Here is a 26,742-nt window from a genome sequence, read left to right as displayed (position 1 = left end):
CGGTTACGCGTCGATGCTCTCCTGGCGGGCGGCGGCCTCGGCCGCCGCCTGCTTCTTCGAGGCCATCAGGCTGGTGATCGTGGTGATGATCAGGACACCGCAGATGACGCCGAGGGAGACCGGGATCGAGATCACCGGGACGTGCACCCCGTTCTCGTGCAGGGCGTGCAGCACCAGCTTGATGCCGATGAAGCCGAGGATGATCGACAGGCCGTAGCTGAGGTGGACCAGCTTCTTCAGAAGGCCGCCGATGAGGAAGTACAGCTGGCGCAGGCCCATCAGGGCGAAGGCGTTGGCCGTGAAGACGATGTACGGGTCCTGGGTGAGACCGAAGATCGCCGGGATGGAGTCCAGGGCGAACAGCACGTCGGTGGTGCCGATCGCGAGCATGACGACCATCAGCGGGGTCAGCACGCGCTTGCCGTTGTTGACGATGAAGAGCTTGGTGCCGTGGTACTGGTCGGCGACGCCGAACTTCTTCTCGACGGACTTGAGGAGGCGGTTCTCCTCGAACTCCTCGTCGTCCTCGTCCTTGCGGGCCTCCTGGATCAGCTTCCACGCGGTGTAGATCAGGAACGCGCCGAAGATGTAGAAGACCCAGCTGAAGCTGGCGATGATCGCGGCGCCGGCGGCGATGAAGACCGCGCGCAGGACCAGGGCGATCAGTACGCCGATGAGCAGCACGCGCTGCTGGAGGTGGGAGGGCACCGCGAACTTCGCCATGATCAGGACGAAGACGAAGAGGTTGTCGACGCTCAGGGACTTCTCGGTGATGAAGCCCGCGAAGAACTCCTGGGACGCCTGGGGGGTGCCGAAGAACCAGAGGCCGAGGCCGAAGAGTGCGGCGAGGACGATCCAGACGACCGTCCAGGTGCCGGCTTCCTTGATCGATACGTCGTGCGGCTTGCGGCCGATGAAGAAATCGGCACCGATGAGGAGGGACAGACCGAGAATGGTCACGGCCCACAGGGCCCAGGAAACTTCCATGGTGAACACGCCTCCGGCGGATGGCTCAGGACTACGTCAGCGTCATCGCTGCCGGAGGTCTCTTCCACCCGGGCGGCCTGGAGGCCGTGGGCCGGCGCCCCGGGACCGACTGCGCTCGTATTGCCGCAGTGGTCCGTATTGACGGGTACGCCGTAGCAGGAAAGCAGGAATACTCCCCTCCGCACACACGAGCATACCCATCAAGGGCCGGAAAGGTAAAGGGAATGCCAAAGGATGGTCACGGGCGGGTAGTGCGCCGGGCCTCCACCACCCTGTCCAGTGCCTGTTCGAGGACCCGGCTGCCCTGCGGCGGAAGGTCCGGTTCGAAGGTCCAGGCGTGGTGGACCCAGGGGTCGGCGAGATGGCTGTCCGGAACCGGCGACAGCCGCATCAGCGAGCGCCACAGCGGGTCGAGGAGCGGCCCGTAGGCCGAGGCCTCGTCGCGGTCGGCGACCATCAGCAGGTGCACGCCGACCGCCGGGCCCTCGTCGGCGAGGTAGCGCAACTGGGTCACGGCCCGGTCGTCGAAGCCGTGCGGGAAGTCGTGCACGAGCAGCAGCTGCTCCGCCGTGTCCACGTCCGGCGGCAGGTCCTCGGGGGCTCCGGCCCGCAGCGCCATCTGTACGAGGTCCACCCGCCGGGTCAGCCCCGCCAGCGTCTGGGTGACCCCGTGGGCCCCGGCGGCGGGCGGCCCGGCCAGCACCCCGGCGCGGACGAGGGGCGCCAGGGAGGCGGCGCCCGCACCGGCCGCGTCGATGACGTGGACGGAGAACCGGTCGCCGGGGTGGACCGCGAGCAGCCGCACCGCGTGCGCGACGGCCATGTCCATGGCGGCCCGGCGCAGCCGGTCGGTGTCCATGGCCATCGCGGCCTCGGAGCCGGTACGGCCGTTGTCGATCCAGATCCCGCGCTCCAGCGGCACCCTCATCAGCATGGGGATCCGCAGGTCGGGGCGCTCGGGCAGGGACAGGTCGCCGAGGCGCAGGGCGAGCGGGTTCTCCTCGGGAGGCGCGGTCGCCCGGCGGTCGTGCCAGACCGGGTTGTCCCAGCGGGCGTACGCGGCAGGCAGCGCGGGCTCGACCACCTCCGACTCGGAGATCAGCTGGACGAGGTCCCGGTCGAGGACGGCCCGGGCCTGCGCGACGAGCTCCTCGCGGCGGGCGCGTGCGGTGTCGCGGGCGGCGTTGCCGGAGCCTCCGAGGCGGTGGCGCGGGTCGGAGAGGGCCTCGTCGAGCTCGCGGTCCATCCGGTTGTCGGCGAACTCGACGGCGCTGCGGTAGGCGGCGACCGTGCGGGCCAGGTCCTCGAACATGCCCCAGACCTGGTTGTAGAGCCGCTCCTCCATGGACCAGCCGCTGGCGTCCCCGGCGACGGGCCGCGGGGGCTGCCCGGGCTCCTGCGGCGCGGTGGCCCGCGGCGCCGGCTCGGGCGGCTCCGTGCTGGTGCGGCGCCGCCGCGGGTGGGCGTAGTTGATCGTGGGCGGCGAGCCCCCGGTGTCACCGCCGGGCGCGGGCCCGGGCGTACCGGCGTACGGGACCCCGGAGACGGGGATCTGATCGGTCGGCTCGGGGGTGGCCGCGGGGCCCTGAGTCGCGTTCTGGGCCGGGTTCCGCGGGGCGCGCAGGTCGCCGGCCAGGGTCCGCAGGGCCGCGAGCGTGCCCTCGCCCTGCGCGGCCGGGGCTGCCGTGCGCAGCGCGGCGGCGGCCAGCGCGGCGGCGTCCGCCGCGGGGAGTCCGCCGTCGGTCAGCAGGGCGCCGAGGCCGTCGGCGTAGCCCTGGCCCACGGCGCGGACCTTCCAGGCGCCCTGGCGCCGGTACAGCTCCAGGGCGACCACGGCGGTCTCGGCCTCCAGCCCGGTCAGGGTGTAGCCGGCGAGCTCGCCGCCCGCCGGGTCGGCCACGGCCACGTAGGAGGCCGGGACGGAGCCGAAGCGTGCCGGGCCGCCGGGCGGCAGCACGAGCAGCACGCCGACCCGGTGGACCTCCGCCGCGACGGCGTCGAGGTCGACGGCGAAGGTGTGCCGGTCGGCGAGCTCCCCGGGCGCCTGCACGCCGGGGAGGGACCTGGCCCCCGGATGGGCCAGCACCGCGTCGCCGGCGAACCGGCCCTGTTCGTCGGCGAGCGAGGCCAGGGCGAGCACGGGTGTGCCCGCCGAGACCCTGATCTCCACCCGGCTGTGGGACACGGGGTGGTTCTGCCCCCGGACCAGTTCGGCCGTCATCGTGCAGCCCCTCCCCCGTGCCTTGTTCTCTCGTGCCTTCTTCTCTGCCGGTACTTCTTACAGGTGCGGCAGGATCGCCGGCATGAGGTCCTGGAAGGTGCGGCCGTTGGCCGGGTTTCCGAGGGCCGTCATCTGCCAGCCGGCGCCCGCGCGGGACACCTTCGCCATGATCTGCGCGGTGTACTGACCGCCGCCGTCGAGGGTGTAGCGGGCCAGCTCCTGGCCGTTGGTCTCGTCGACGATGCGGCAGAACGCGTTCTGCACCTCCTGGAACGTCTGGCCGGTGAAGGAGTTCACCGTGAAGACGATCTGGTCGATGTGGACCGGCACGCGCTGGAGGTCGACGAGGATCGCCTCGTCGTCCCCGCCCTGGCCGACGCCGCCGACGAGGTTGTCGCCGGTGTGGCGCACCGAGCCGTCGTCGCTCTGGAGGTGACGGAAGAACACGACGTCCACCGGCTGCTTGTCGGCGAAGAGCACCGCCGACGCGTCGAGGTCGATCTCCCGCGTCCGCGAACCGAACAGTCCGCGGCGCTTCGCCGCCTGCCAGCCGAGGCCCATCCGGACCGCGGTCAGCGTGCCCCCGTCCGCCTTCTGCAGACTGATGGCCTGACCCTTGGTCATATTGACCGTCACGAGCTGTCCCCTCTCCATGGCCCGCCCCATTAACGGGCGCGCAGGGTGTACCTGCGGCTGTGATTCAACCCTACTGACCCGCTCCGGGTCAGGCGAGGCCCGCTTCCTTCATCTGACGCAACTCCTTCTTCAGCTCGCCCACCTCGTCCCGGATCCGGGCCGCGACCTCGAACTGCAGCTCCGCGGCCGCCCCGCGCATGCGCTCGGTCATCTGCTCGATGAGCGCGGCCAGCTCTTCGGCGGGCCGGTCGGTGAGCACCTCGGCGCCCTTGCCGCCCTTGGCCCCCTTCGCGCCCTTGCCGCCCGCCTTGCCCTGGGCGGCCCGGCCGCCGAGCGCCGGCACCGGAGCCTTGGCCCCCTTGCCGTCCTTCGCCTGCCGGTATCCGGTGCCGAGGAGCTCCTCGGTGTCGAGTTCCTCGCGGGCGATCGTCGCGACGATGTCGTTGATCTTCTTGCGCAGCGGCTGCGGGTCGATGCCGTTCGCCGTGTTGTAGGCGATCTGCTTCTCCCGGCGCCGGTTGGTCTCGTCGATGGCCTTCTCCATCGCCGGGGTCATCTTGTCCGCGTACATGTGGACCTGGCCCGAGACGTTGCGCGCCGCGCGGCCGATGGTCTGGATCAGGGAGGTCCCGGAACGCAGGAAGCCCTCCTTGTCGGCATCGAGGATCGCCACCAGGGACACCTCGGGCAGGTCGAGGCCCTCGCGCAGCAGGTTGATGCCGACCAGGACGTCGTACTCGCCGGCCCGCAGCTCGCGCAGCAGCTCGATGCGGCGCAGGGTGTCCACGTCGCTGTGCAGGTAGCGGACCTGGATGCCGAGCTCCAGGAAGTAGTCCGTGAGGTCCTCGGCCATCTTCTTGGTGAGGGTGGTGACCAGGATCCGCTCGTCCTTCTCCACCCGCTGCCGGATCTCGTGGACCAGGTCGTCGATCTGCCCCTCGGTGGGCTTGACCACGACCTCCGGGTCGATGAGGCCGGTGGGGCGGATGATCTGCTCGACGAAGCCGTCGCCGCGCGAGAGCTCGTACTTTCCGGGGGTCGCCGACAGGTAGACGGTCTGGCCGATGCGCCCCTGGAACTCCTCCCACTTCAGCGGCCGGTTGTCGAGGGCGGACGGCAGCCGGAAGCCGTGGTCGACCAGGGTCCGCTTGCGGGAGGCGTCGCCCTCGTACATGGCGCCGATCTGCGGCACGGTCACGTGCGACTCGTCGATGACCAGGAGGAAGTCCTCCGGGAAGTAGTCGATGAGGGTGTTCGGGGCGGAGCCGCGCTCGCGGTCGTCCATGTGGAGCGAGTAGTTCTCGATGCCGGAGCAGGACCCGATCTGCCGCATCATCTCCAGGTCGTACGTGGTGCGCATGCGCAGCCGCTGCGCCTCCAGCATCTTGCCCTGCTTCTCCAGCTCGGCGAGGCGCTCGGCCAGCTCCGCCTCGATGCCGTTGATCGCCTTCTCCATGCGCTCGGGGCCGGCGACGTAGTGGCTGGCGGGGAAGACGTACAGCTCGCGGTCCTCGCTGATGACCTCGCCGGTCAGCGGGTGGAGGGTGGAGAGGGCCTCGATCTCGTCGCCGAACATCTCGATGCGGACGGCCAGTTCCTCGTAGACCGGGAAGATCTCGATGGTGTCGCCGCGGACCCGGAAGGTGCCGCGGGTGAAGGCCACGTCGTTGCGCGTGTACTGGATGTCGACGAAGCGGCGCAGCAGCTGGTCCCGGTCGATCTCCTCGCCGACCTTGAGGGAGACCATCCGGTCGACGTACTCCTGCGGGGTGCCGAGGCCGTAGATGCAGGACACGGAGGCGACGACGATCACGTCGCGCCGGGTCAGCAGCGAGTTGGTCGCGGAGTGGCGCAGCCGCTCCACCTCCTCGTTGATCGAGGAGTCCTTCTCGATGTACGTGTCCGACTGCGGGACGTACGCCTCGGGCTGGTAGTAGTCGTAGTACGAGACGAAGTACTCGACGGCGTTGTTCGGCAGGAGCTCGCGGAACTCGTTCGCCAGCTGGGCGGCGAGCGTCTTGTTCGGCGCCATGACCAGGGTGGGGCGCTGAAGCTTCTCGATCATCCAGGCGGTGGTCGCCGACTTGCCGGTGCCGGTCGCACCCAGCAGGACGACATCCTTCTCACCTGCACGGATGCGCTTCTCCAGGTCGGCGATGGCCGCCGGCTGGTCGCCGCTGGGCTGGTAGGGGCTGACGACCTCGAAAGGCGCCACCGTGCGTTCGATCTTCGATACGGGCCGCATGAGTCAACCGTACGACCCCCCACTGACACTCACGCATCCGCGCCGGTCCGCGGCGTGCTCCGACGGCTCCGGACGCCCGGGGGCCCGTCATTCGTTCTGGTCCGTTTGTCGTAGTTCGGTGGCGGCTCGGTGATCTTCAACCCCATGATCGCCGTGAAGTGCATCGCCACAACGTCTGCCGCTCCGCACCCGTCTGACGCAGGAACAGGGCTCACGACCCGAGGAGAACGCACATGTACGTCCGAGTCCGACCCGCCGCCGCGGCCGCCGCCGCGTTCCTGGGCCTCACCCTCACGTTGCTGGGCGGGACGGCCTCGTACGCCGCCACCGGCCCCGGATCCGCCACCGGCCGGGCAGCTCTGGGGGAGCCTGTCGTGTACGCCCACCGGGGGGCTTCGGCGTACGCCCCGGAGAACACCCTGGCCGCGATCGACCTGGCGATGCGCCTGGGCTTCGACTGGGTCGAGAACGACGTGCAGCGCACCAGGGACGGCGAGCTGGTGGTGATCCACGACGACACCCTGACCCGGACCACCAACGTCGAGCAGGTGTTCCCGGGCCGCTCCCCCTGGAAGGTCAAGGACTTCACGGCGGCCGAGATCGCCCGGCTGGACGCGGGCAGCTGGTTCGGCGAGGAGTACGCGGGCGCCCGCGTGCCGACCCTGCGCCAGTACCTCAACCGGGTGCAGCGCAACCAGCAGAAACTGCTGCTGGAGATCAAGAAGCCGGAGCTCTACCCGGGGATCGAGGAGCAGACCCTGAAGGTGCTGGAGGCGGCCGGCTGGCTCGACGAGCGGCACGTGACGCAGCGCCTGGTGGTGCAGAGCTTCAGTGCCGACTGCGTGCGCATCGTGCACCGCCTGCGCCCGGACCTGGTGACCGCCTTCCTGGGCACCCCCACCGTGGCGGACCTGCCGTTGTACGCGGAGTTCACCGACCGGATCAACCCGTGGCACACCACGATCTCGGCCGACTGGGTCGCGGCGGTGCACGGCCTGCTCGGGGCCCACGGCAAGGCCATGGAGGTGGACACCTGGATCGTGGACGACGCTGCGACCGCCCGGAAGGTCCAGGACATGGGCGTGGACGGGATCATCACCAACGCCCCGGACGTGGTGCAGGAGGCGGTGGGCGGGTTCTGAGCCCGCAGGGCCGTGGCCGGCGCGGGTGCCGCAGGTGCCGCGGGTGATGTGGGCGCCGCGGGTCCCGCGGGTGGTGTGGCCGAAGCGGCCGGTGTTGTCGGAGGCGAGCCGTACGGTGGACGGGTGGACACCTCCGAGCGGCCCCGCGGGCCGCACCTCGAATGGACCGTCGTCGCCAGCGACATCGGTCCCCTGCTCCTGGCCGCGACCCCGGAGGGTCTGGTCCGGGTCGAGTTCCATGCCGCCCCGGACCGGGTCGAGAAGATGATCGGCCCGCTCGTCTCCCGGCTGGGCGCCGACGCCCGGCGGCCGGCGCCGGGCGAGGAGGTGCTGCTGGCCGAGCCCATACGCCAGCTCAAGGCGTACTTCGCCGGCACGCTGCGGCGCTTCGAGCTGCCGCTGGACTGGCGCCTCAGCTCCGGTTTCAACCGGCAGGTGCTCCAGGAGCTGGACCGTTCCGTGCCGTACGGATCGGTCGTGGGCTACGGGGAACTGGCCGCCCGCGCCGGACAGCCCGGCGCCGCCCAGGCCGTGGGCAACGCCATGGGCTCGAATCCGCTGCCGCTGGTGGTGGCCTGCCACCGGGTCGTGGAGAACGACGGGGGCATCGGGGGGTTCGGCGGCGGGGTGGAGACCAAGCGGCAGCTGCTCGCGCTGGAGGGCGTCCTCCCGCAGCCGCTGTTCTGAGCGCGGCCCTGTCCCGCGTGCCGGCCGGTACGCGGGGACGGTTCCGCCCGACGGTAAGGGGTGGCACACTGCGGCGGTGACTACTGCTGCCGCCGCACCCGGCTTCACCGCGCCCTCCGGGCCCCGCGTCACGCACCCGCGCGAGCGGGGTGCGGCATGACGGCCTCCCCCGGTACGGACCGGCCCGCTCCGCCGCTCGGCCTGCCGGACGTGGCCCGGCTGCAGCGGCGCACCTCCTGGGTCCTCATCGCCGGCCAGATCCTCGGCGGCCTCGGCGTGCCCATCAGCATCGCCCTGGCCCCCGTGCTCGCCACCGAGATCAGCGGCACCGAGGCCATGTCCGGCCTCGCCTCCACCGCCGCGGTGATCGGCACCGCCCTGGTCTCGCTGCCGCTCGCCGCCCTGATGACCGCGCGCGGCCGCCGCCCCGGCCTGGTCCTCGCCTACGCGATCGGCGCCGTCGGAGCGGGAATCGTCGTCCTCGCCGCCACCATCGGCAACTTCCCGCTGCTGCTCCTCGGCATGGCCGCCTTCGGCGCCGCCTCCTCCGCCAACCTGCAGGCCCGGTTCGCCGCCGCGGACCTCGCCGCCCCGGACCGCCGGGCCCGGGCGATCTCCGTCGTCGTGTGGGCGTCCACCCTCGGCGCGGTGCTCGGCCCCAACCTGTCCGCGCCGGCCAGCCGCAGCTTCGCCGGGACCGCGATACCCGAGACGGCGGGCCCCTTCGTGTGGGCCGCCGTCGTCTTCCTGCTCACCGGCACGCTGATCGGCGTACTCCTGCGCCCCGACCCGCTGCTGACGGCCCGGGCGCTCGCCGCGCCGGCGGAGCAGACCCGCGAGGGCCGCTCGCTGCGCGCCGGATTCGCCGCCGTCAAGGCCTCCCCGCGGGCCCGGCTCGCACTCGTCACCGTCGCCGTGTCGCACACCGTCATGGTCTCGATCATGGTGATGACCCCGATGGACCTGGGCCACCACGGCGCCGGCCTGGAGCTCATCGGGCTGGTCATCAGCATTCACATCGCGGGCATGTTCGCCTTCTCCCCGCTGATGGGGTGGCTCGCGGACCGGCTCGGACGGCTGTCCGTGATCGGCCTGGCCGCCGGGCTCCTGTCGGTCGCCGCGCTGCTCGCCGGGACGGCCGGGCCCAGCCACGGCCGGACCACGCTCGGGCTGTTCCTGCTCGGGCTCGGCTGGTCCGCCGGGATGGTGTCCGGCTCGGCCCTGCTGACCGACTCGGTGCCGCAGCCCGCGCGGGCCGCCGTACAGGGCCTGAGCGACCTCACGATGAACGCGGCCGCGGGGGTGGGCGGCGCGGCCGCCGGCCTGGTCATGTCCCAGGCGGGCTACGGCTGGCTGAACGCCGTCGGCGCCGCGCTGCTGCTGCCGATGGCGGCGCTCGCCCTGTTCACCGCGCGCCGCCACCCGGTCGCCGCGAAGGGTGTCGGTGGCTGAAGGGCCTCAGTGCCTGAAGGGCGTCAGTGCCTGAAGGGCGTCAGTGCCTGAAGGGCGTCAGTAGCTGATGTGGTAGGCCTTGCGGAGCGTCTCGTGCACCGTCCAGGTCGTCTTGTCGCCCTCCCGCAGGACGCAGGCGGAGCCGGGGCCCACCTCAAGGGTCTCGCCGCCCTCGACCTCCACGGTGGCGCGGCCGCTCACCACCACGAACAGCTCGTTGGCCTCGGTGTCGGTGACCACGCCCGGGGTGATCTGCCAGATCCCGCGCACCTGGCTGCCGTCCGGCGACTCCCAGAGCACCTTGCCCGTCACGACGGGCTCCCCGGAGACGATCTGGGCGGGGTCGAGGTCCTCGGGCTCCAGTTCCACGTCCGCGACGGACACGGAGAAGGAGGCGGGGGCGGCGGAGTGATCACTGGTGCTCATGGCGCGCCAGCCTAGTCCGGCCCGCCCGTACGGCGCGGTGACCACAGCGTCCAGGAACGGCCCCGCCTACGCGTCAGCCTGTCCAGTCGGACCGGGGCGCCGGGCGGTGAGGACCGGCTGGGGGAACCCGGTGTCCGCCGGTGCGTGCCAGACCGTCTCGCCCAGGCCGGCCTCCCGGGCGAACCCGGCGGTCCGCTCCCGCGGCAGCGCCCAGTACGTCGCGCTCGACGTCCGTGTGGTCCACGTGTCGGCAGTGGGCAGCAGCTGGAAGAGCTCCAGGTCGTAGCGTTCCCCGTCGGCGTGCCAGTGCCACAGCTGGAAGGTGACGGTCCGCCCGTCGGGGCCGGTGCGGACGCGCGGGGCCTCGCTCTGCGGGCGGGCCCGGAGCAGTTCGTCGTACGGGCGGGTGGAGAGCAGCAGCAGTCCGCCGGGGCGCAGGACCCGCCGGGTTTCGGCCAGCGCGGCACGCACGTCCTGAGCGGTGAGCAGGTGCGGCAGCGCGTTGTCGGCGCAGACCACGGCGTCGAAGGAGGCGTCCTCGAAGGGCAGCGCCCGCATGTCGGCGGCCGCGACGGGCAGGTCGAGTCCCCGGCCGGCGGCCTCCCTCGCGGCGCGGGCCACGGAGGCGGGGCTCAGGTCGGTCCCGGTGACCCGGTGACCCAGGGCCGCGAGGCCCAGGGCCTGGGTGCCGATGCCGCAGGCGTTGTCGAGGACGGTGTGCGGTCCGGTGCCCAGCGCGGTCGTGAGGAGGGCGCCGAGGGCGCGGCCCTGCCGGGTGACCGAGGCGTCCCAGTCCGCGTAGATGAGGTCGTAGCGGTCGGCCAACTCGTCGTAGAACCCGCGCGTGTCCATGGGGGAACGCTACTCGGACAGGTTGGGGCGGGTGTGGCTGGAGTGCGTTTGGGGACGCTGATCCCGTGCCATGGATGGGGACATGTCACAGCACACAGCAACTGCACCCTTGTCGGGCGGACCGGTCCTGTCGGAAGAGGTGCGCGAGGCGCTCACCCGGGGCAAGCCGGTGGTGGCCCTGGAGTCGACGATCCTCGCGCACGGTCTGCCCCGCCCCCGCAACCTGGCGGTGGGACTCGAACTGGAGGCGCTGGTCCGTTCGGAAGGCGCGGTTCCGGCGACGGTCGCGGTCGTGGACGGGGTGGCGTACGCGGGGCTGGACAAGGCGCAGCTGGAGCGGATCGCGGGCGGCGACGTCCGCAAACTCGGCCACCGAGACCTGGCCCCCGCGCTGGCGACGGGGGCGACCGGGGCGACGACGGTGTCCGCGACGGCCTTCCTGGCCGCGCGGGCGGGCCTGCGGGTCTTCGCCACGGGCGGGCTGGGCGGAGTACACCGGGAGTGGGCGCAGACGCAGGACGAGTCGGCGGACCTCGCGCTGCTGGCGCGGACGCGGATCACGGTGGTGTGCGCGGGGGTGAAGTCGATCCTGGACGTGCCGGGCACGCTGCAGCGGCTGGAGACGCTGGGGGTCGGGGTGCTCGGGTACGGGACCGACCGCTTCCCCGGGTTCTACCTGGCGGATTCCGGTGAGCCGGTGGACTGGACGGTGCACCGGCCCGAGGAGGTCGCCGCGGTGATGGCCGCTCAGGACGCGCTGGGCGGGCCGGAGTCGGCGCTGCTGGTGGCCAATCCGGTGGCCGAGGCGGAGCAGCTGGACCCGGAACTGCACGACCGGGTGCTCGCGGAGGCCCTCGCCGAATGCCGTGAGCGGGGGATCACGGGGCAGGCGGTGACCCCGTTCCTCCTGGGGTTCCTGGTACGGGCCACCGGCGGCGCCTCGCTGGAGGCCAATCTGGCGGCGGTACGCGGCAATGTGCGGCTCGGAGCCCGGATCGCGGGAGCCTGGGCGGCGCGGGCATGACCGGCACGGGCAGGACCGGCCCGGGCACGACCGGCCCGGGAGCACTGGTCGTCGTCGGGGACGTGGTGACGGACGTGGTGGCGATACATCCGGATCCACTCGCTCCGGCCACGGACACCGCCGCCCGGATCCGGACCCTGCCGGGTGGCGCCGGGGCCAACGCCGCCTGCTGGGCGGCCCGTGCGGGGACCGCGGAGGTACGGCTCCTGGCGCGAGTGGGCCGCGAGTCGGCGCGGTGGCACGAACGCGCGCTGGTGGACGCCGGGGTGCGGCCGCGGCTGGTGATCGACCCGGAGGAGCCGACCGGGACGGTCGTCGCGCTGGTCGGCAAGGACGCGGAGCGCACCTTCCTGACCGACAGCGGGGCCTCGCTGCGGCTGTGCCCCGCCGACTGGGCTCCGTCGCTGCTGGACGGGGCGGCCCACCTCCACCTGTCCGGCTACCTGTTCTTCGCCGACAGCAGCCGGGAGCTGGCCATGGTCGCGCTGCGGGCGGCCCGGACCCGGGGGGTGCCGGTCAGCGTGGACCCCGCCTCGGCCGGTTTCCTGCAGGCCCTGGGGCCGCAGCGGTTCCTCGACGCGGTGGCCGGAGCGTGCGTGCTGCTGCCCAACGAGGACGAGGCCCGGCTGCTGGCCGGACTGCCGGAGCCGGCCGGGGTGGCCCAGGCTGCGGTGGAACTCAGCAAACAAATCCCCCTGGTGGTGGTGACCCTGGGCTCCGCCGGTGCGCTGGTCGCCGAACGGGGCCGGATCACCGCCGAGGTCGCCGCCGAGCCGGCCGAGGCGGTGGACTCCACGGGCGCCGGAGACGCCTTCACCGGCGGCTTCCTGGCCGCCCGCCTCCAGGGCGCGAACCCCAAGGAAGCCGCCCAAGCCGGCTGCCGCACGGCCGCCCTGTCAGTAACCCGCCCAGGCGGCCGCCCTTAACCACGAACCCCTCCCACCCCCACCGAGCCACTCCGACCCCAATGGGCAACTCCGGCTCTGCTGAGCAATTCCAGCCTCGCCGGCGCTTGAGGCGCGGGGTCCGGGGCGGAGCCCCGGTCTTTCAGCCGCGCCGGCGATTGAGGCGCGGGGGCTCGGGTGGCGGCGCCCCCGCGTCACCGGCGCCGGACCCCCGTCCAGGCGGGGTGCCTGGAATCGTCGGCCCGCACCACCGCATCCGCCGCGCCCGCCGGATCCACCTCCGCCTCGTACCGCGCGAACGCCGCCACCGTCCACCGCGCCGACTCCTCCGTCCGCCGGCCCAGCGCCCCCGGCGACAGCCGGACGTGGACGCTCAGGTCGAAGGGGAACCACTTCCCCAGCAACAGCGGACCGTGCACCACCAGCACCCCACCCGCCGGGAGTTCCGCGTACGGGCTGCGCGTCGCCCGGTCGGTCACGGGGTCCCACAGGTCCGGCAGCACCCGCCCGGTCCCGCCGGGATCCGTCGGGCCGAACACCTCCCGCCAGAGCGCGGACGTGTCGTACCAGCCGTCCAGGTACGCGTCCACGTCCTGCCGGCCGTACTCGAAGCGGAGGGAGGCGGGCCGCAGGAATCCGTCGGTCGCCACCACCATCACCGCACGTCCGCGCCTGCGCAGCGCTTGCGCGAGCTCCTCCGCCAGCACACCGGTCCCGGCGGCCGGCGCTCCGTCGATGCCCACCCGCTGCCAACTGCCCTGCTCGGGCACGTTGTCAGGGTCGTCGAGGTGACCGGCGAGCCGCTCGGCCATCCGCTGCCATGTGATCGCTTCCCACTTCACCGGCCCATTGTCAGTGGTCGGCCTTAGCGTTTTTCACGAGGGATCACCGGCGGAAACGGAGCCGGCGGCCCGGCCTTCGGGGAGGGGTTTGTCATGGCTCGGGAGACGACGTATCTGGAGCTGTCGCAGGACGGCGGCGGAGCGCACAAGTTCTACGAGGTGACCGTGGACGGCACGGCCGTCTCCGTGCGGTACGGACGCATCGGCGCGGACGGCCAGTTGCAGAGCTCGTCGTTCCCGACGGCCGAGAAGGCCCGGGCGGCGGCCGCCAAGAAGATCGGCGAGAAGGTCCGCAAGGGGTACGCCCCCGCCGTGCAGGGGCAGCGCGCGGCCCGGTCGGTGACCCGCCGCCAGGTGACGTCGGCCCCGTCGACGGCGCGCGCGGTGGCCCCGGTCCTGTGGCGGTTCCGCACCGGCTCCTCCGCTTTCGGGATCCACGTGGACGAGGACCGCTGCTGGGTCGGCAACCAGGCCGGTGACGTCTACACGCTGAGCCACGGCGGTGAGGTGCTGGCCCGGTATTCGCTGCCGGACGGGGTGAAGTGCCTGGTGGCGGACGAGTTCTGGATATACGCGGGCTGCGACGACGGCACGGTGTACGACCTGTCGTCGAAGGTTCCCTTCGGGGCGTACGACATCGCGGAGGACGTGGACATCTTCTGGCTCGACATCCGCGAGGGCGTCCTGAACGTCTCCGACGCCAACGGCGGGCTGACGGTCATCGACCACGAGGACGAGTTCCAGTGGTCGAGGCGCTCGGCCGGCTCCAACGCCTGGATGGTCCGGGCGGACGCGGAAGCCGTCTACCACGGGCACAGCAAGGGAGTGACGGCGTACGCGCCGGACGGCGGCCGGGAGCTGTGGCACACCACGACCAACGGCTCGGTGCTGTTCGGCTGGCAGGAGGACCACGCGGTGTACGCGGGCACCGGGCGGAACACCGTGCAGCGGCTGTCGAAGGCGACGGGCGCGGTGGAGGCCACCTACCGGTGCGACGCGGCGGTGTACTCGTGCGCGACCTCGCCGGACGGAAGGTACGTCTTCGCGGGTGACCTCTCGTCCTCGGTGTACTGCTTCGACGCCGACGGGCAGCGGCTGTGGAAGCTGGGCACGGGCAGCGGGTCGGCGCTGTCCATGCAGTACCTGGACGAGCGGCTGTACCTGGTCACCACGGACGGTTCGCTGGTCTGCGTGGATGCGAGCGAGCAGGCGATCACGGCGGCCCAGCAGGGCTCGGTCCCGACGCCGGTGGACGTGAAGTCGGCGGCGGCGCTGCCGGTGTTCACCCCGGCCGCGTCGGCCTCGGCGGTGGCGACGGTCTCGATGGCCGCGGTGGCCGCTGCGCCGGCCGGCGCTGTGGTGGTGGAGTGCGTCCAGCACGGCGGCCGGATGCGGGTGCAGGTGGTGTCGGAGGGCTTCGAGCCCTCGTGGAACGTGCAGTTCCCGCGCGGGATACGGGAGCCGGGCGCCCGGTACGTGGTCGAGGGGCTGCACGCCGCCTCAGGTGGCTTCTACCGGGTCCGCGGCGAAATACGACGGCTTGTGTGACCGGCAGGCCGGCGGCGTGGCTCCGGCCGGGGCCGGGGTGGGTATCGCGAAGGGGGTCCCTTCGGGGAGCGCGGGGGTCACGTAGAGCACGACCGGCTCGGTGCCGAGGTTGTGGCCCAGGTGGATGTGCCCGCTGCCCGCGGGTTCCACGAAGGTGGTCCCGGTCCGGTGCACCTCGACGGTGCGGTCGTGCAGGATCCGGGTCAGGGTCCCCGCCAGCACCACCGCGTCCAGCCGGACCCGGTGGAAGTGCCAGCCGGTGCAGCCGCCGGGCGGGATGACGATCTTCCGGCCCGACGGGGCCCCGGCACCACGTGCCCTGCCCGGCGGTGCCGTCGTCGCCTGTCGTCCACCCATGCTGTCCTCCTCCGTGGGCCGCCCCCTGGGCCACGGCCCCACCGTAGAAGGGGTTTCGATATCCAGGAAGAGTTGATGAAACATCAACCGCCCCTCCCCACCAGGTGATATGAGGCGCCTATGGCGGTATCACCCCTGTATGAGCCTGGTGGTGTTCGAGTCTCTGAAGCAGATCCACTGCGCCGAGTGCCGGCAGGGCCCGCTCCGGCACCTCGTGCGCGAGGCGGGCGTGCCGCGCTGTCTGGACTGCGCGGATCTCGGGCACCTCGTCTACCTCCCGCGGGGGGACGCCGCGCTCACCCGCCGTTCCCGCGAGGCCAGTTCGCTCTCCGCCGTGGTCGTTCGCTTCAACAAGCGGCGCCGCCGGTACGAGCGTCAGGGGCTCCTCGTCGAGGATGCCGCCCTGGCCCATGCGGAGCGCGCCTGTCTCGCGGACTCCGAGGCGCGGTCGCGCCGCCGGGAGCGCGACCGGCTGCGCCGCGCGGCCGAGGACACCCGGTTCACGGCGGCCTTCGCCGCCGAGATAGTGCGGCTGTTCCCCGGGTGTCCGGCCGACCGGGCGGTGGCGATCGCCACGCACGCCTCGGTGCGCGGCAGCGGCCGGGTGGGCCGCACCGCGGCCGGCCGGGCCCTCGACGAGCTGGCGGTCTCGGTCGCGGTACGGGCGGCGGTGCGGCACACCGACACCGAGTACGACGCCCTGCTGATGGCGGGCGTCCCCCGGTTCGCGGCCCGGGCCCGGCTGGCCGCGCGGATCGACGCCATCCTCGACGGGTGGCGTTCTATGCCTGGGTGAGGCGGAAGCGGCGGTAGAGGAGGACACCGCCGAGCAGGAGCGCTCCGCTGCCGGGCAGCAGGTATCCGAGGCCGTCGGCCCCGGTGCGGGCGAGGGCCTCGGTGTGCCGCGGCGGTGCGGGCGGGGTGACCGGCCGTTCGGTGACCGGCCGTTCGGTGACGGGCGGTTCGACGACGGGCGGCTGGGCGGGCTTGCCACCGGTGGGCTCCTCGCCGTTGACGGAGGTGTTGCCGTGCGAGGAGTTGCCGACGCCGACCACGCTCACGGAGTTGCCGCTGAGGTTCAGCGGGAGCTCGACGGGAAGCTGCAGCCCGTTGCCGGACAGCACCCCCGGCGAATCCTTTCCGCGCCCTTCCGCCACGGCCCCTCCGCCGTTGCCGGCTCCCGGTTTCGACGGATGCGAGGACGCCTGCCCGGGATGCCCGCCACCGCCTCCCGGCGTCTGGTTGGTACAGCGGTTCCCGGCGGCCGGGTTGAGCACGCCGACCACGCTCACGGTGTTCCCGCAGACGTTGACCGGGACGTGCACCGGCAGTTGCACCAGGTTCCCCGACAGCAGCCCCGGCGAGCGCTCGGCCCGCCCGCCCGCGTCCGCATCGGCGTAGGCGAATCCGCTCACGCCCGCGACCGCCAGCCCACCTCCCGCAACCACCGCCGCGATCACGCCATTCCGACGACTGTGACGCATCAGTTTCCCTGCCTTCCGGAGGATTCAGCGGGCGCTTCACCCGCACCGGAGATAACGCGGTAAACCCATTCGGGTTATAGAGCAGATAGGCATTTCACTCCATCGTGTACTGGGTAGTGCCTACTTCATGACTGATCGCCCGCTGCTCCTCCTCGACGTGGACGGACCGCTCAATCCCTTCCGTTCGCCCCTCGCCGGTCTGCGCGGCTACCGGACCCACCGGATGCGGCCGGACGTCTGGCTCTCCTACCGCGCCCCGGAGTCCCGCAGCGCGCGGCGCGGCGCACGGGTCCGCCTCCACCCGTCCCACGGGGCCCGGCTGCTGGCCCTGCCCTTCGAGCTCGCCTGGGCCACCGCCTGGACGCACCAGGCCAACACGCTGATCGCCCCGCACATCGGACTGCCCGGAGACCTGTCCGTCGTCGAATGGCCGGAACTCTTCGTCGAGGACCCCGACGGCCTGTCATGGAAGACCCGCCACCTCCTCACGTGGGCGGCGGGCCGGCCCTTCGCCTGGGTCGACGACATGATCAACCCCCGCGACCGGGCCTGGGTCGCGGCCCACTACCCGGCCCCGGCCCTCCTCCTGCGCATCCACCCCCGCCACGGCCTGCGCGACCGCGACTTCACCACCCTGACCCACTGGGCCGCCGGACTCAGCGGGCAGCGACCAGCCGGTCCGGCGTCCCCGTGAGTCCGCCCCGGGCCAGGAGCTCCTTGACGTCGGATTCGAGGGCGATCCTGATGTCGGACCCCATGCGCTTCCAGCCGAAGAACTCCCGTGTCTGCTGGAGCAGTTCCTCCCCGGTCATCCCCGGGCACTCCAGGGCCAGCTCCCGCATGGCCAGCTGCCGCTCCGCCGGTGAGACGTGGGCGATCCTGCGGGGCTGGTCGTCCACCGCCGTGCGGGCACCCCGGACCGACCGGCCGGCGACGTCCACGAAGCCGCCCTGGTGCTCGGCGACCCCCGCACGCACCAGCATGTGCAGGACCTGCTGGGCGTTCTCCACGATCCGCTTGCCCGACTTGCCGAGACCCCAGGCCTCCCGCGCACGCTGGACCAGCAGGTCCTGGTGGATCGGCCCCTCCGTCTCGATGATCTGTGCCAGCACCTTCCGCAGCCTGGGGCGCGCCTCCGGCGTGTGGAACTCCGGCACCGCCCAGGTGTCGACGGACACCTCCGCGAGCACGTACTGGATGCTCCAGTCGCGTACCGGCGCCACGTCCACCAGGAGGACCCGCTCCGGTTCAGGGCGGGGCGCCGGGATCCGGGTCTCGGCCGTCGCCGGGTGCGCGCCGGGTGCGCTCTGCCCGGGCGTGGCCCGTTCCGTCTCCGGACGTGCGAAGGGGTCGGTGGCCACCGCCGCCTCGACCGCCTCCTTCAGACGGCGCTCCGCCTCCGGACGGTTGCGGTACCAATCGGTGCCCCAGATCCGGTGCAGGGTCCAGCCGAGGCCTTCCAGTACCTGCTGGCGCAGCCGGTCACGGTCGCGCGCCGCCCGTGACGAGTGGTACATCGCCCCGTCGCACTCGATGCCGAGCGCGAACGAGCCCTGCGCCGCCGGGTGCCGCAGGCCGAGGTCGACCCGGTAGCCCGCAACGCCGACCTGCGGCTGCACCTCGTATCCCCAGTCGCGCAGAACCGCCAGCACCGACTCCTCGAAGGGGCTGTCCGGCTCGGCGTCCGCCACCACGGTGTCCCTGGCCAGGACCGCGGGCCCGTTCTCGGCGTATTCGAGGTAGCGCTTGAGGTGCTGCACGCTCTCGTTGGGGCCGTCCTTGAGCTGGGACCCGTGGAACGAGGCGACCACCTCCACGCGGAACCGGGCCCGGGTGACGGCGACGTTGAGGCGTCGCCAGCCGCCCTCCCTGTTGATGGGACCGAAGTTGAGCCCCAGCACCCCCCGCTCGTCCGGCCCGTAGCCGAGCGACATGATCATGACGTCCCGCTCGTCGCCCTGGACCGACTCCAGGTTCTTCACGAAGAAGCCGTCGAGGCGGTCCTCGGTGAAGCAGTCGTCGAGATCCGGGCGGCTCAGCCGGGCCTGCTGGACGCACTCGTCGATCGCGGTCGCCTGGGCCTGCGACAGCGCCACCACCCCGAGGCTGCGGCCCGGGCGGGTGTCGAAGTGGTGCAGCACGCGCTGCGCCACGGCCTCCGCCTCCCGCCGGTTGTCCCGGCGGCGGCCCTTGTCGTAGCAGCCGTCCACCTTGAAGAACTCCACCCCGATGTCGGGGCCGCGTTCCAGCGCACCCGGAAAGGTCACCATGGCGTTGCCGTAGAAGGACCGGTTGCTGAAGGTGATGAGGTCCTCGTGGCGGCTCCGGTAGTGCCAGCGCAGCGGAAGCTCGCGCATCGCCCCCGCCTTGCACGCATGGAGCAGCGATTCGAAGGCGTCGGGCACTTCCTCGTCGTACTCGTCGCTCTCGTCCCCGACGGCCGAGTCGAAGAACGAGGTGGGCGGCAGCTGCTTCTCGTCGCCGGCGACGACCAAGGAGTGGCCCCGGTAGACACAGTTGACCGCGTCACCGGGCCTGACCTGCGAGGCCTCGTCGAAGATCACCACGTCGAAGCGGTAGTCGGCCGGCAGGTACTGGCTCACCGAGAGGGGGTTCATCATGAAGCAGGGCTTGACCGCCTGCACCACCTCCCGCGCCTTGCCGAGCAGTTCCCGCACGGCCATGTGCCGGGTCTTCTTCTCTGCCTCACGCCTGATCAGCGAGGCCCCGCCCGCGCCGAAGGCCTTGGGCTTGCGGCTGTTGCAGGACTCGATGACGGCGCCGCTCGCCGCGGCCACCAGCATGCGGTCGGCCGCACGGAAGCTCCGTACCCGGGCGTCGAGTTCCGCGGCGCGCGCCGTACGCAGCCTGCCGTCGGCGGCGAGCAGCGTGTCGGCCCAGAGCTGGAGCAGGGCCCGCTCCACGACTTCGGGGAAGGCCGCTGCGTCGATGCCCCGCTCCGCGGCCCGGGAGACGAGGTCGTCGAGCCCGCGGCCCGTCAGCACCGAGAGCGCACTGCGGTACGTCTGCCATTCCCCGGGGCCCGAGGGGTCCGCCGCCAGGACGGCGAGGGCGCGGGCGGCCTCCTCCAGCGTGCCGCCCAGGGCGGGCAGGAGCTTCAGCCGGCGCCCGTCCTCGAACATCGCGGTCAGCCGCGACGAGGTCTCGGTCCATCGCGCCAGACGCAGGTCCACGACATCGCACCAGTCGGTGAGGGACGCGCGGACGGCCTGGACCTGCAGTCCGGCGTAGCCGTGGTCCGTGTCCGCTCCGAGCGCGAGCCGGTCGGCCACGGCGTCCCGCTCGTTGCCGCCCGCGGTGAGCTCCGCGATCCGGGCGGCGTTCGCCAGGGCCCCGTCGAGCGCCGCGAATCCTTCGGCGCCGCGGGGCGCGTAGGGCCCCAGCAGCGCCCGGTGTTCCTCGGTCAGCCGCAGCACCCGGGTATGGGACTGCTGCCAGGCGAGCGCCTGTGCGAGCCGTGCGGGCAGGTGCTTGTCCCAGGCTCCGGTCACGGTGAGGGCGGTCGCCGCCTCCCGGTCCGCACGGTACCGGCCCTTGAAGCGGGCCGTGAGCCCCTGGTGGTCATCGGCGAACCGGCGCACCAGATCGGCGAGGGCCGCACACTCCAGGACCTGCGGCCCGAACACGTCCTGCGCCGCGTCGCGCGCCGCGTCCGCCTCGCCGACGGCGTGCTTGAGCTGCTCCGCCGCGGCCTGCGCCTGCCGCAGCGTCGCCCCGTCGAACCAGTGGGCCGGGGGCCGGTGCTCGGCACCCTCCAGGTCGACGAGCTCGAACAGCGCGAGCACGGCCGCGATGCCCTGCGGCTTGTCCAGGCCGAAGCCCTCGGCGAGCTGGGCGATGACGGCCGAATGGTCCTCGAACGGCGCGTTCGTCGAGCCCGAGGTGCGTACGGGCAGTCCCGCGCGGAGCTCGTCCGCGATCCGGCGAACGTCCCGGACCGTTCCCGGAAGGGCCGTACCGGCCGCCATGGGCCTGCGCTCCGCGGCCGCCCGGAGCGACTGCAGGGCGTCGGCGGCATCCGCGAGCGCCGTGGTCGGTGAGCCTGCGCCCATCGCCTCCGGATCGCGCAGCCCCCACCAGGCGAAGGCGTCGCCTTCCGCTACGGGCCGCCAGGACCGGGCGACCGAGCGGGCGGCCGCGAGCACCTCGTGCAGTGCGGCGGCGCTGAGGGTTCCGGTGACGGCGGTGGCCCCGGAGGTGAGCGCCAGCTGCGGAACCTCCTCCTGGTCGAGCATCGCGAGCCGGCCCAGTACGTGGTGCAGCGTGCGGCCGAGCGGCTGCCGTTCCTCGTTCATCGCGGCCGCGTAGGCGGACAGTTCCTCACGCAGCCGCCTGGCCTCGTCCAGCTCGTGCTGGGCGGCCCCGGAGGCCCGCACCTCGGTCGTCAGCGCACGGTCCAGTTCCTGGGCGACGGCCTTCTTGCTGGTGTCGCTGCTGTGCAGGGCCAGGACGAAGTCCCCGAGGCCGACGTCCGTCAGTCGGTTGCGCACGACGTCCAGCGCCGCGGCCTTCTCACTGACGAAGAGGACGCTGCGGCCGGAGTGCATCAGGGCCGCGATCATGTTGGTGATCGTCTGGCTCTTGCCGGTGCCGGGCGGGCCGCTCATCACGAACGACCGGTTCGCCATGGCGGCCGCGATGCACTGCCGCTGCGAGGCGTCGGCGTCCAGGACCAGCGGGGTCTGCTCGGGCAGCTGGACCTCGTCGATGCGCTCGATCGCGGGCGGCTCGAAGCCGATGACGTCGTCCGGGAGGCCCGCATCCGGTCCGAGCCCGATCGCCCGGATGAGCGGGCTGGCGAGGATCGCCGCCTCGTTCTCCTTGAGGTCCTGGTACATGGCCTCCTTGTGGGCGGCGAACATGGCGAGGACGACGCTGTCGCGGACCACCCAGCCGGTCTGGCCTGCGGCGGCCGTACGGGCCCGGGCCAGCACGGCAGCCGCGTCGAGGCAGTCCGTGTCCGCCACGGGCGTCCAGTCGACGCCGAGCTGGGCGAGCTTCACCGCGAGCGCCGGATTGTGCAGGGCGTCCTGCTCCTCGGCCTCCTGCAGCCGGATCTTGCCCGTCCGGTCCCGGACGAGCTGGACCGGGACCAGCACGAGCGGCGCCGAGCTGCTCTCGTGGGCCCCTTCCTCGCACCAGTCGAGCATGCCGACGCCGAGCCAGAGCACCCACAGGCCGAAGTCGTTGAAGGTCTGGTTCGACTTCTGGCGCAGCTGGCGCAGGGCGCTGTCGAGAGCCTGCTGGGTCTGCTTCTGCGTGAGGATCCCGTCGGCCGCCCGGGCGGAGGCCGCACCGCGCGGCGCCTTGTCCAGGCTGACTCCGGGCTGCTCTTCCTCGCTCCCGTCGACGGGAGCGAAGTCCCATCCGCGCGCGAGCCGTTCCAGCAGGGGGCGGGCGCCGGGCGAGGTGATGTCCAGCGTGGAGGACCTGGTGTGGCGGAAGTTCAGCAGTCTGTTGCGGCCGCCCAGGTCGATGAGCGACTCGCGCCAGCCGCCCAGTACGGCCCTCAAACGTGCCCGCTCCGGGTCGGCACTTGCGTCGAAGGGCTCGGCATGCGCCGTCCGGCCGTGCATCTGCGGGTACCTCCGGGGCAGAAATCGACAGGACCGGGCAGAAGAGCCCGGCCCTTGTCACGTTCCGGATCACCCAATCACACCACGACACGCAGAACGCCCGGATCTCACGGATCAGGACGGGCGGGTCAGTGGCGGGCGGGCCTCATGAATCTGCGCTCTGGGTGAGCGCGGTGACCGGGTCCGGGGAGGGGCGGCCCTTGGGCCACCAGTCGTTGTCCCCCAGGCGGTCCTCGTAGCAGTACCAGAGGCCCTCGCGGCCGAGGCGGAGCTGGCGGGTGCGGATCGTCAGGCGGTTGCGGTCCGGGCGGAAGGACCCCAGGCCCGCGGCGAGCAGGGCCGGGCGGGCCCGGTCGAAGGGGCCGGCCGGCGGGTCCCAGGGCTCTTCGAGCGCGGCCAGTGCCGGGCGGCCGCCCTGGCGCCACGCGGCGGCGGCCCGGGCGAGATCGGTGGTGGTGCGGCCGGTGGCGCGGGCCAGGTCGCGGTAGAGGGCGCGGGCCGCGCCGGTGAGCCCGGCCGTGGGGTGCGCGGACGCCAGCCGGACGGCGTCCTCCCAGAGGCTGAGCCCGGCGATCGGGTCCTCGCCGGTGGTGAGGAGGGCGAGGGCGCGGGCGGCCGCGTCGCAGGCGAGCTGGTCAAGGGCCAGCGGGTCCGGGGCCGCCGGATCGGCCGGGTAGGCGGGCGGGAGGCCCGCGGCGGCGGGCGCCGGGAGCGGTGCGGGCAGCAGCGGCAGGCCGGTGCGGGCGAGCGCGGCCCGGGCCGGGACTCCGGGGAAGTCCGGTGCCGTGTCGGGCTGTTCGCGCGCGGCGTGCGCGGCGTTGCGGCGGGTGAGCTCCTCGAGGAGCTCCCGCTCTCCCCGGCCGCGCAGGAGCAGCAGGACGAAGGGGTCCTCGTCGAGGAGGCGGGCCGCCCGGTAGCAGAGGGCCGCCGCGTGCTTGCACGGCGGACGTCCGAAGTCCGGGCAGGAACAGTGCGGGACGAGCTCGCCCGCGCCGGGCAGGACGCTCTGCGCGAGCGACTGCGGAACCTCCCGCTCCAGCAGCGCGGCGAGCGCCGCGGGGTCGGCCGCGACCGCCTCCAGCAGTTCGTCCCACTCCGGGTCCGCGAAGGGGGGCAGGGTCAGCTCGGTGCGGTACGGGCGGGCCCGGCTGCCCCGGACGTACGCCACGATCCGGCCGGGCGTGACGGTCACCGCGTCCACGTGCCCCTTCGCGGCGTACGCCCGGCCGCGGGCCAGGCGGGCCGTGTCGTGGGAGACCTCCTCCAGCGCCGTCACCCAGGCCCGGCCCCACCAGCTCACCGCCGCGACCCCCGCGGGCACGGTCTCGAAGGTGCGGCGGCGGTCGTCCCGCGCGGTGATCATGCGGGCCTCCGCAGGGAGACGAGGTCGGCCAGCTCGCGGTCGGTCAGCTCGGTCAGCGCCGACTCGCCCGAGCCGAGGACGGCGTCGGCCAGGGCCCGCTTCGCCTCCAGCATCTCGGCGATGCGGTCCTCCACGGTGCCTTCGGCGATGATCCGGTGGACCTGTACGGGCTGGGTCTGGCCGATGCGGTAGGCGCGGTCGGTGGCCTGTTCCTCGACGGCCGGGTTCCACCAGCGGTCGAAGTGGACGACATGGCCGGCCCGGGTCAGGTTCAGCCCCGTGCCCGCCGCCTTCAGCGACAGCAGGAAGACGGGGACCTCGCCCGCCTGGAAGCGGTCGACGAGCTCCTCGCGGCGCGGCACCGGAGTCCCCCCGTGCAGCAGTTGGTGGGAGATCCCCCGGGCCGACAGGTGCCGTTCGATCAGGCGGGCCATCGTCACGTACTGGGTGAAGACCAGCACCGAGCCGCCCTCGGCCAGGATCGTGTCCAGCAGCTCGTCCAGCAGGGCGAGCTTCCCCGAGCGGTGCGCGATCCTGGGCTGCTCCTCCTTGAGGTACTGCGCCGGGTGGTTGCAGATCTGCTTGAGCGAGGCCAGCAGCTTCATGATCATGCCGCGTCGTTCCATGCCCTCGCTCGACTCGATCACGGCCATCGCCTCGTCCACCGCGGCCTGGTAGAGCGACGCCTGCTCCCGGGTGAGGGAGACGGGGTGGTCGGTCTCCGTCTTCGGCGGCAGCTCGGGCGCGATGCCGGGGTCGGACTTCTTGCGCCGCAGCAGGAACGGCCGGACGAGCGCGGACAGCCGGGCCACCGCCGCCTCGTTGCCGCCGTCCTCCTCCGTCTGGTGCTCCACCGGGCGGGCGTGGCGGGCCCGGAACGCGGTGAGCGGTCCCAGCAGCCCCGGCGTGGTCCAGTCGAGCAGCGCCCACAGCTCGGAGAGGTTGTTCTCCACGGGGGTGCCGGTCAGCGCCACCCGGGCCGGCGCCGGCACCGTGCGCAGCGCCTTCGCGGTCGCCGAATGCGGGTTCTTGACGTGCTGCGCCTCATCGGCGACGACCATGCCCCAGCGCTGCTGCGCCAGCAGGGCGGCGCTGGCGCGCATCGTGCCGTACGTGGTGAGCACGAACCCGCCCTCACACGACGTCAGGTCCTCGGTGCTGCGGCCGCCTCCGTGGAAGCGGCGCACGGGCGTGCCGGGGGCGAACTTCTCGATCTCCCGCTGCCAGTTGCCCAGGAGGGACGCGGGACACACCACGAGCGTCGGCTCGGGCCGGTCCCGGTGCAGGTGCAGCGCGATCAGGGTGACGGTCTTGCCCAGGCCCATGTCGTCGGCGAGGCAGCCGCCGAGGCCGAGGGAGGTCATCAGGTCCAGCCAGGCCAGGCCGCGGGCCTGGTAGTCGCGCAGGGTGGCCTTGAGGGCGGCGGGCTGCGGGAGCGGGGTCAGCTCCCCCGTCAGCCGCTCCCGCAGGGCGGCCAGTGCCCCCACCGGCACCGCCTCGACCGGCTCGCCGTCGACCTCGGCCGTCCCCGACAGGGCGGCGGCCAGCGCGTCCACCGGGTCCAGCACGCCCAGCTCCCGCTTGCGCGCCTTGCGCACCAGCTCCGGATCCACCCGCACCCACTGGTCCCGCAGCCGTACGACGGGCCGGTGGGCCTGTGCCAGCGCGTCCATCTCCCCCGGGGTGAGCCGGTCGCCGCCCAGCGCCAGTTCCCAGGAGAAGGCGAAGAGGTGTTCGGCGTCGAAGAAGGCGGTGCCGTCGGTCGCGGAACCGGGCGCGGTGGACCGTACGACGGCGGTCGCGGACAGCGTACGGGCCAGCTCGCGCGGCCAGTGGACGAGGACCCCGGCGGCCGCCAGCCGGCTCGCGGCCACCCCCAGCAGGTCCTCGAGCTCCGGGTCGGACAGGGCCAGGGAATCGGGCACGGGCTGGTCCAGCAGCCGCAGCAGGGGCGGCCAGACCCGCGCGGCCCGGCGCAGCGCGAGCACGGCGTCGATCCGGGCGCGGGGCCCGAACCCGGCCGCCGCCGTGCCCGCCCACAACTGCCCGGCATCGGTGACCAGGGTCGGATCGGCGAGGCTGTGCACCTGGACGACGGCGGCCCCGGCGCGCCGGACGTCCTCGCCCTCGGCTTCGTCGAAGAGGCGGAAGGAGGACAGGTCGAGCCGCAGCGAGACGCCGACCCCGGCGTCGGCTCCGGCCGCGACCTGCGCGGCCCAGTCCTGTATCCCCGGCACCCGCTGCGCCTCCCGTGCGGCGAACGGCCGCCCGGCGGCCACGGCCGCGGCCGGGGTACGGGGCAGGCTGTCGGCGACGGCGTCGAGGAACGCGCGGACCAGCGCCTCCGGTTCGGGCAGCTGGAGCGGCCGGCGGCCGGGCAAGGGGGTCGCGTACCCCTCGTGCGGCAGGGCCGCGGCGACCGCGCGCAGGTGGTCGATGTCGGCGGCGTCGAGCGGCCCGGCGCGCCAGGCGTCCATCCCCTCGGGGGTGAGCCCGGGGAGCAGCCGGCCGCGGGCGGCCAGGGTGAGCGCCTGCGTGGCGGCGGTCCCCCAGGCGCGGGTGGCGGGGTGCGCCGCGCGGCTGTGCGGCGCCCGTGCGAGGAGGGGCAGGGCGGAGGCCACGGAGAAGGTCACGGCGGGCACGGTCCGGCTGCGGACGCCGTCGCCGTGCGGGCGCACGACGGTGAGCGGCGTCGGCGTGCCCGCCTCCGGCAGGGCGTCTCCCCCGGGCGCCCAGAAGGCGACCCGCCCCTGGCGGGGGACGGCTGCGGGCAGGAAGACGGCGGCGTGGCGCAGCAGGGCGGAAGCCTGCGCGGATGCCGGTGCCTGCGCCGGTGCCGGTGCCGGTGCCGGTGCCTGCGGCTGCGGCTGCGGCTGCGTTGTCACGGTGGCCCCTCCCCCCGTCTCTCCCGTCGATGCGCTCGCGGATCTGCTGATCCGCTCTGCCGACGAGTCTAGGCGCGGCCACCGACAAC

Annotated in this window: 20 protein-coding genes; 8 read left to right on the top strand and 12 right to left on the bottom strand. The window is 73.1% G+C overall.

Annotated elements, in window-relative coordinates:
• Window positions 1-3: 3 nt before the first annotated feature.
• The 4 genes from ACIPYQ_RS33290 to uvrB form a co-directional block, all read right to left on the bottom strand.
• Window positions 4-987 (bottom strand): TerC/Alx family metal homeostasis membrane protein, encoded by a 984-nt coding sequence (locus ACIPYQ_RS33290; protein WP_361769452.1) that lies wholly within the window; start codon window positions 985-987, stop codon window positions 4-6.
• Between the two features lie 238 nt (window positions 988-1,225).
• Window positions 1,226-3,208: a TerD family protein gene (locus ACIPYQ_RS33285; protein WP_401257812.1), complete on the bottom strand. Its 1,983-nt coding sequence runs from the start codon at window positions 3,206-3,208 to the stop codon at window positions 1,226-1,228.
• Between the two features lie 57 nt (window positions 3,209-3,265).
• Complete coding sequence (locus ACIPYQ_RS33280) at window positions 3,266-3,844, bottom strand: TerD family protein (protein ID WP_030762430.1); 579 nt, start codon at window positions 3,842-3,844, stop codon at window positions 3,266-3,268.
• An 88-nt stretch (window positions 3,845-3,932) separates the two neighbouring features.
• Window positions 3,933-6,089 (bottom strand): excinuclease ABC subunit UvrB, encoded by a 2,157-nt coding sequence (uvrB, locus tag ACIPYQ_RS33275; RefSeq protein WP_401257811.1) that lies wholly within the window; start codon window positions 6,087-6,089, stop codon window positions 3,933-3,935.
• Between the two features lie 233 nt (window positions 6,090-6,322).
• Here uvrB and ACIPYQ_RS33270 point away from each other — a divergent pair, with 233 nt between their 5' ends.
• The 3 genes from ACIPYQ_RS33270 (at window position 6,323) to ACIPYQ_RS33260 (ending at window position 9,370) form a co-directional block, all read left to right on the top strand.
• Window positions 6,323-7,231, top strand: a complete 909-nt coding sequence (locus tag ACIPYQ_RS33270) for a glycerophosphodiester phosphodiesterase family protein (protein ID WP_362238325.1) — start codon at window positions 6,323-6,325, stop codon at window positions 7,229-7,231.
• A gap of 123 nt (window positions 7,232-7,354) precedes the next feature.
• Complete coding sequence (locus tag ACIPYQ_RS33265) at window positions 7,355-7,918, top strand: methylated-DNA--[protein]-cysteine S-methyltransferase (protein ID WP_401257810.1); 564 nt, start codon at window positions 7,355-7,357, stop codon at window positions 7,916-7,918.
• Between the two features lie 156 nt (window positions 7,919-8,074).
• Complete coding sequence (locus tag ACIPYQ_RS33260) at window positions 8,075-9,370, top strand: MFS transporter (protein ID WP_401257809.1); 1,296 nt, start codon at window positions 8,075-8,077, stop codon at window positions 9,368-9,370.
• A gap of 57 nt (window positions 9,371-9,427) precedes the next feature.
• Here ACIPYQ_RS33260 and ACIPYQ_RS33255 read toward each other — a convergent pair whose 3' ends face one another.
• Together ACIPYQ_RS33255 and ACIPYQ_RS33250 are read right to left on the bottom strand one after the other, a co-directional pair.
• Window positions 9,428-9,796, bottom strand: a complete 369-nt coding sequence (locus tag ACIPYQ_RS33255; protein WP_361769464.1) for a cupin domain-containing protein — start codon at window positions 9,794-9,796, stop codon at window positions 9,428-9,430.
• A gap of 66 nt (window positions 9,797-9,862) precedes the next feature.
• The gene (locus ACIPYQ_RS33250; protein WP_401257808.1) at window positions 9,863-10,648 is read right to left on the bottom strand and encodes a class I SAM-dependent methyltransferase; all 786 of its coding nucleotides are present in this window, start codon (window positions 10,646-10,648) and stop codon (window positions 9,863-9,865) included.
• An 82-nt stretch (window positions 10,649-10,730) separates the two neighbouring features.
• Between ACIPYQ_RS33250 and ACIPYQ_RS33245 the strand changes: the two genes are divergently transcribed.
• Together ACIPYQ_RS33245 and ACIPYQ_RS33240 are read left to right on the top strand one after the other, a co-directional pair.
• Window positions 10,731-11,672 carry a pseudouridine-5'-phosphate glycosidase gene (locus ACIPYQ_RS33245; RefSeq protein ID WP_401257807.1) on the top strand — a complete coding sequence of 314 codons (942 nt, stop codon included), beginning with the start codon at window positions 10,731-10,733 and terminating at the stop codon, window positions 11,670-11,672.
• The gene (locus ACIPYQ_RS33240) at window positions 11,669-12,598 is read left to right on the top strand and encodes a carbohydrate kinase family protein (protein ID WP_401257806.1); all 930 of its coding nucleotides are present in this window, start codon (window positions 11,669-11,671) and stop codon (window positions 12,596-12,598) included. Before ACIPYQ_RS33245 ends, ACIPYQ_RS33240 begins: the two co-directional genes overlap by 4 nt.
• Before the next feature lie 173 nt (window positions 12,599-12,771).
• Here ACIPYQ_RS33240 and ACIPYQ_RS33235 read toward each other — a convergent pair whose 3' ends face one another.
• Window positions 12,772-13,419: a uridine kinase gene (locus ACIPYQ_RS33235; RefSeq protein WP_401257805.1), complete on the bottom strand. Its 648-nt coding sequence runs from the start codon at window positions 13,417-13,419 to the stop codon at window positions 12,772-12,774.
• A gap of 93 nt (window positions 13,420-13,512) precedes the next feature.
• Between ACIPYQ_RS33235 and ACIPYQ_RS33230 the strand changes: the two genes are divergently transcribed.
• Window positions 13,513-14,967: a WGR domain-containing protein gene (locus ACIPYQ_RS33230; RefSeq protein ID WP_401257804.1), complete on the top strand. Its 1,455-nt coding sequence runs from the start codon at window positions 13,513-13,515 to the stop codon at window positions 14,965-14,967.
• On the opposite strand, the gene ACIPYQ_RS33225 is transcribed toward ACIPYQ_RS33230, so the two are convergent.
• Window positions 14,920-15,324 carry a cupin domain-containing protein gene (locus tag ACIPYQ_RS33225; RefSeq protein WP_401257803.1) on the bottom strand — a complete coding sequence of 135 codons (405 nt, stop codon included), beginning with the start codon at window positions 15,322-15,324 and terminating at the stop codon, window positions 14,920-14,922. The two genes, ACIPYQ_RS33230 and ACIPYQ_RS33225, sit on opposite strands and share 48 nt — an antisense overlap.
• 139 nt (window positions 15,325-15,463) lie before the next feature.
• Here ACIPYQ_RS33225 and ACIPYQ_RS33220 point away from each other — a divergent pair, with 139 nt between their 5' ends.
• Window positions 15,464-16,120, top strand: coding sequence for a DUF2293 domain-containing protein (locus ACIPYQ_RS33220; RefSeq protein ID WP_401257802.1), 657 nt, complete (start codon window positions 15,464-15,466; stop codon window positions 16,118-16,120).
• Here the strand turns inward: ACIPYQ_RS33220 and ACIPYQ_RS33215 are convergent.
• Window positions 16,107-16,739 carry a chaplin gene (locus ACIPYQ_RS33215; protein ID WP_401257801.1) on the bottom strand — a complete coding sequence of 211 codons (633 nt, stop codon included), beginning with the start codon at window positions 16,737-16,739 and terminating at the stop codon, window positions 16,107-16,109. The genes ACIPYQ_RS33220 and ACIPYQ_RS33215 overlap by 14 nt on opposite strands.
• A 196-nt stretch (window positions 16,740-16,935) precedes the next feature.
• Here ACIPYQ_RS33215 and ACIPYQ_RS33210 point away from each other — a divergent pair, with 196 nt between their 5' ends.
• Entirely contained in the window at window positions 16,936-17,502 is a 567-nt protein-coding gene (locus ACIPYQ_RS33210; protein ID WP_401257800.1) for a hypothetical protein, read from the top strand.
• On the opposite strand, the gene ACIPYQ_RS33205 is transcribed toward ACIPYQ_RS33210, so the two are convergent.
• From ACIPYQ_RS33205 to ACIPYQ_RS33195, 3 genes are all read right to left on the bottom strand, one after another.
• Window positions 17,465-22,405, bottom strand: a complete 4,941-nt coding sequence (locus tag ACIPYQ_RS33205; RefSeq protein ID WP_401257799.1) for a DUF3320 domain-containing protein — start codon at window positions 22,403-22,405, stop codon at window positions 17,465-17,467. The genes ACIPYQ_RS33210 and ACIPYQ_RS33205 overlap by 38 nt on opposite strands.
• Before the next feature lie 145 nt (window positions 22,406-22,550).
• The gene (locus tag ACIPYQ_RS33200; protein ID WP_401257798.1) at window positions 22,551-23,768 is read right to left on the bottom strand and encodes an SWIM zinc finger family protein; all 1,218 of its coding nucleotides are present in this window, start codon (window positions 23,766-23,768) and stop codon (window positions 22,551-22,553) included.
• Entirely contained in the window at window positions 23,765-26,566 is a 2,802-nt protein-coding gene (locus ACIPYQ_RS33195; protein WP_401257917.1) for a DEAD/DEAH box helicase, read from the bottom strand. The genes ACIPYQ_RS33200 and ACIPYQ_RS33195 overlap by 4 nt, the downstream gene beginning before the upstream one ends.
• Between the last annotated feature and the right edge of the window lie 176 nt (window positions 26,567-26,742).

Origin of the sequence: Streptomyces sp. NPDC090045 (assembly GCF_044747975.1) — a bacterium.
GTDB lineage: Bacteria > Actinomycetota > Actinomycetes > Streptomycetales > Streptomycetaceae > Streptomyces.
The sequence above is the reverse complement of the archived record's forward strand: the minus strand, read 5'-3'. Positions and strand labels throughout refer to the sequence as shown.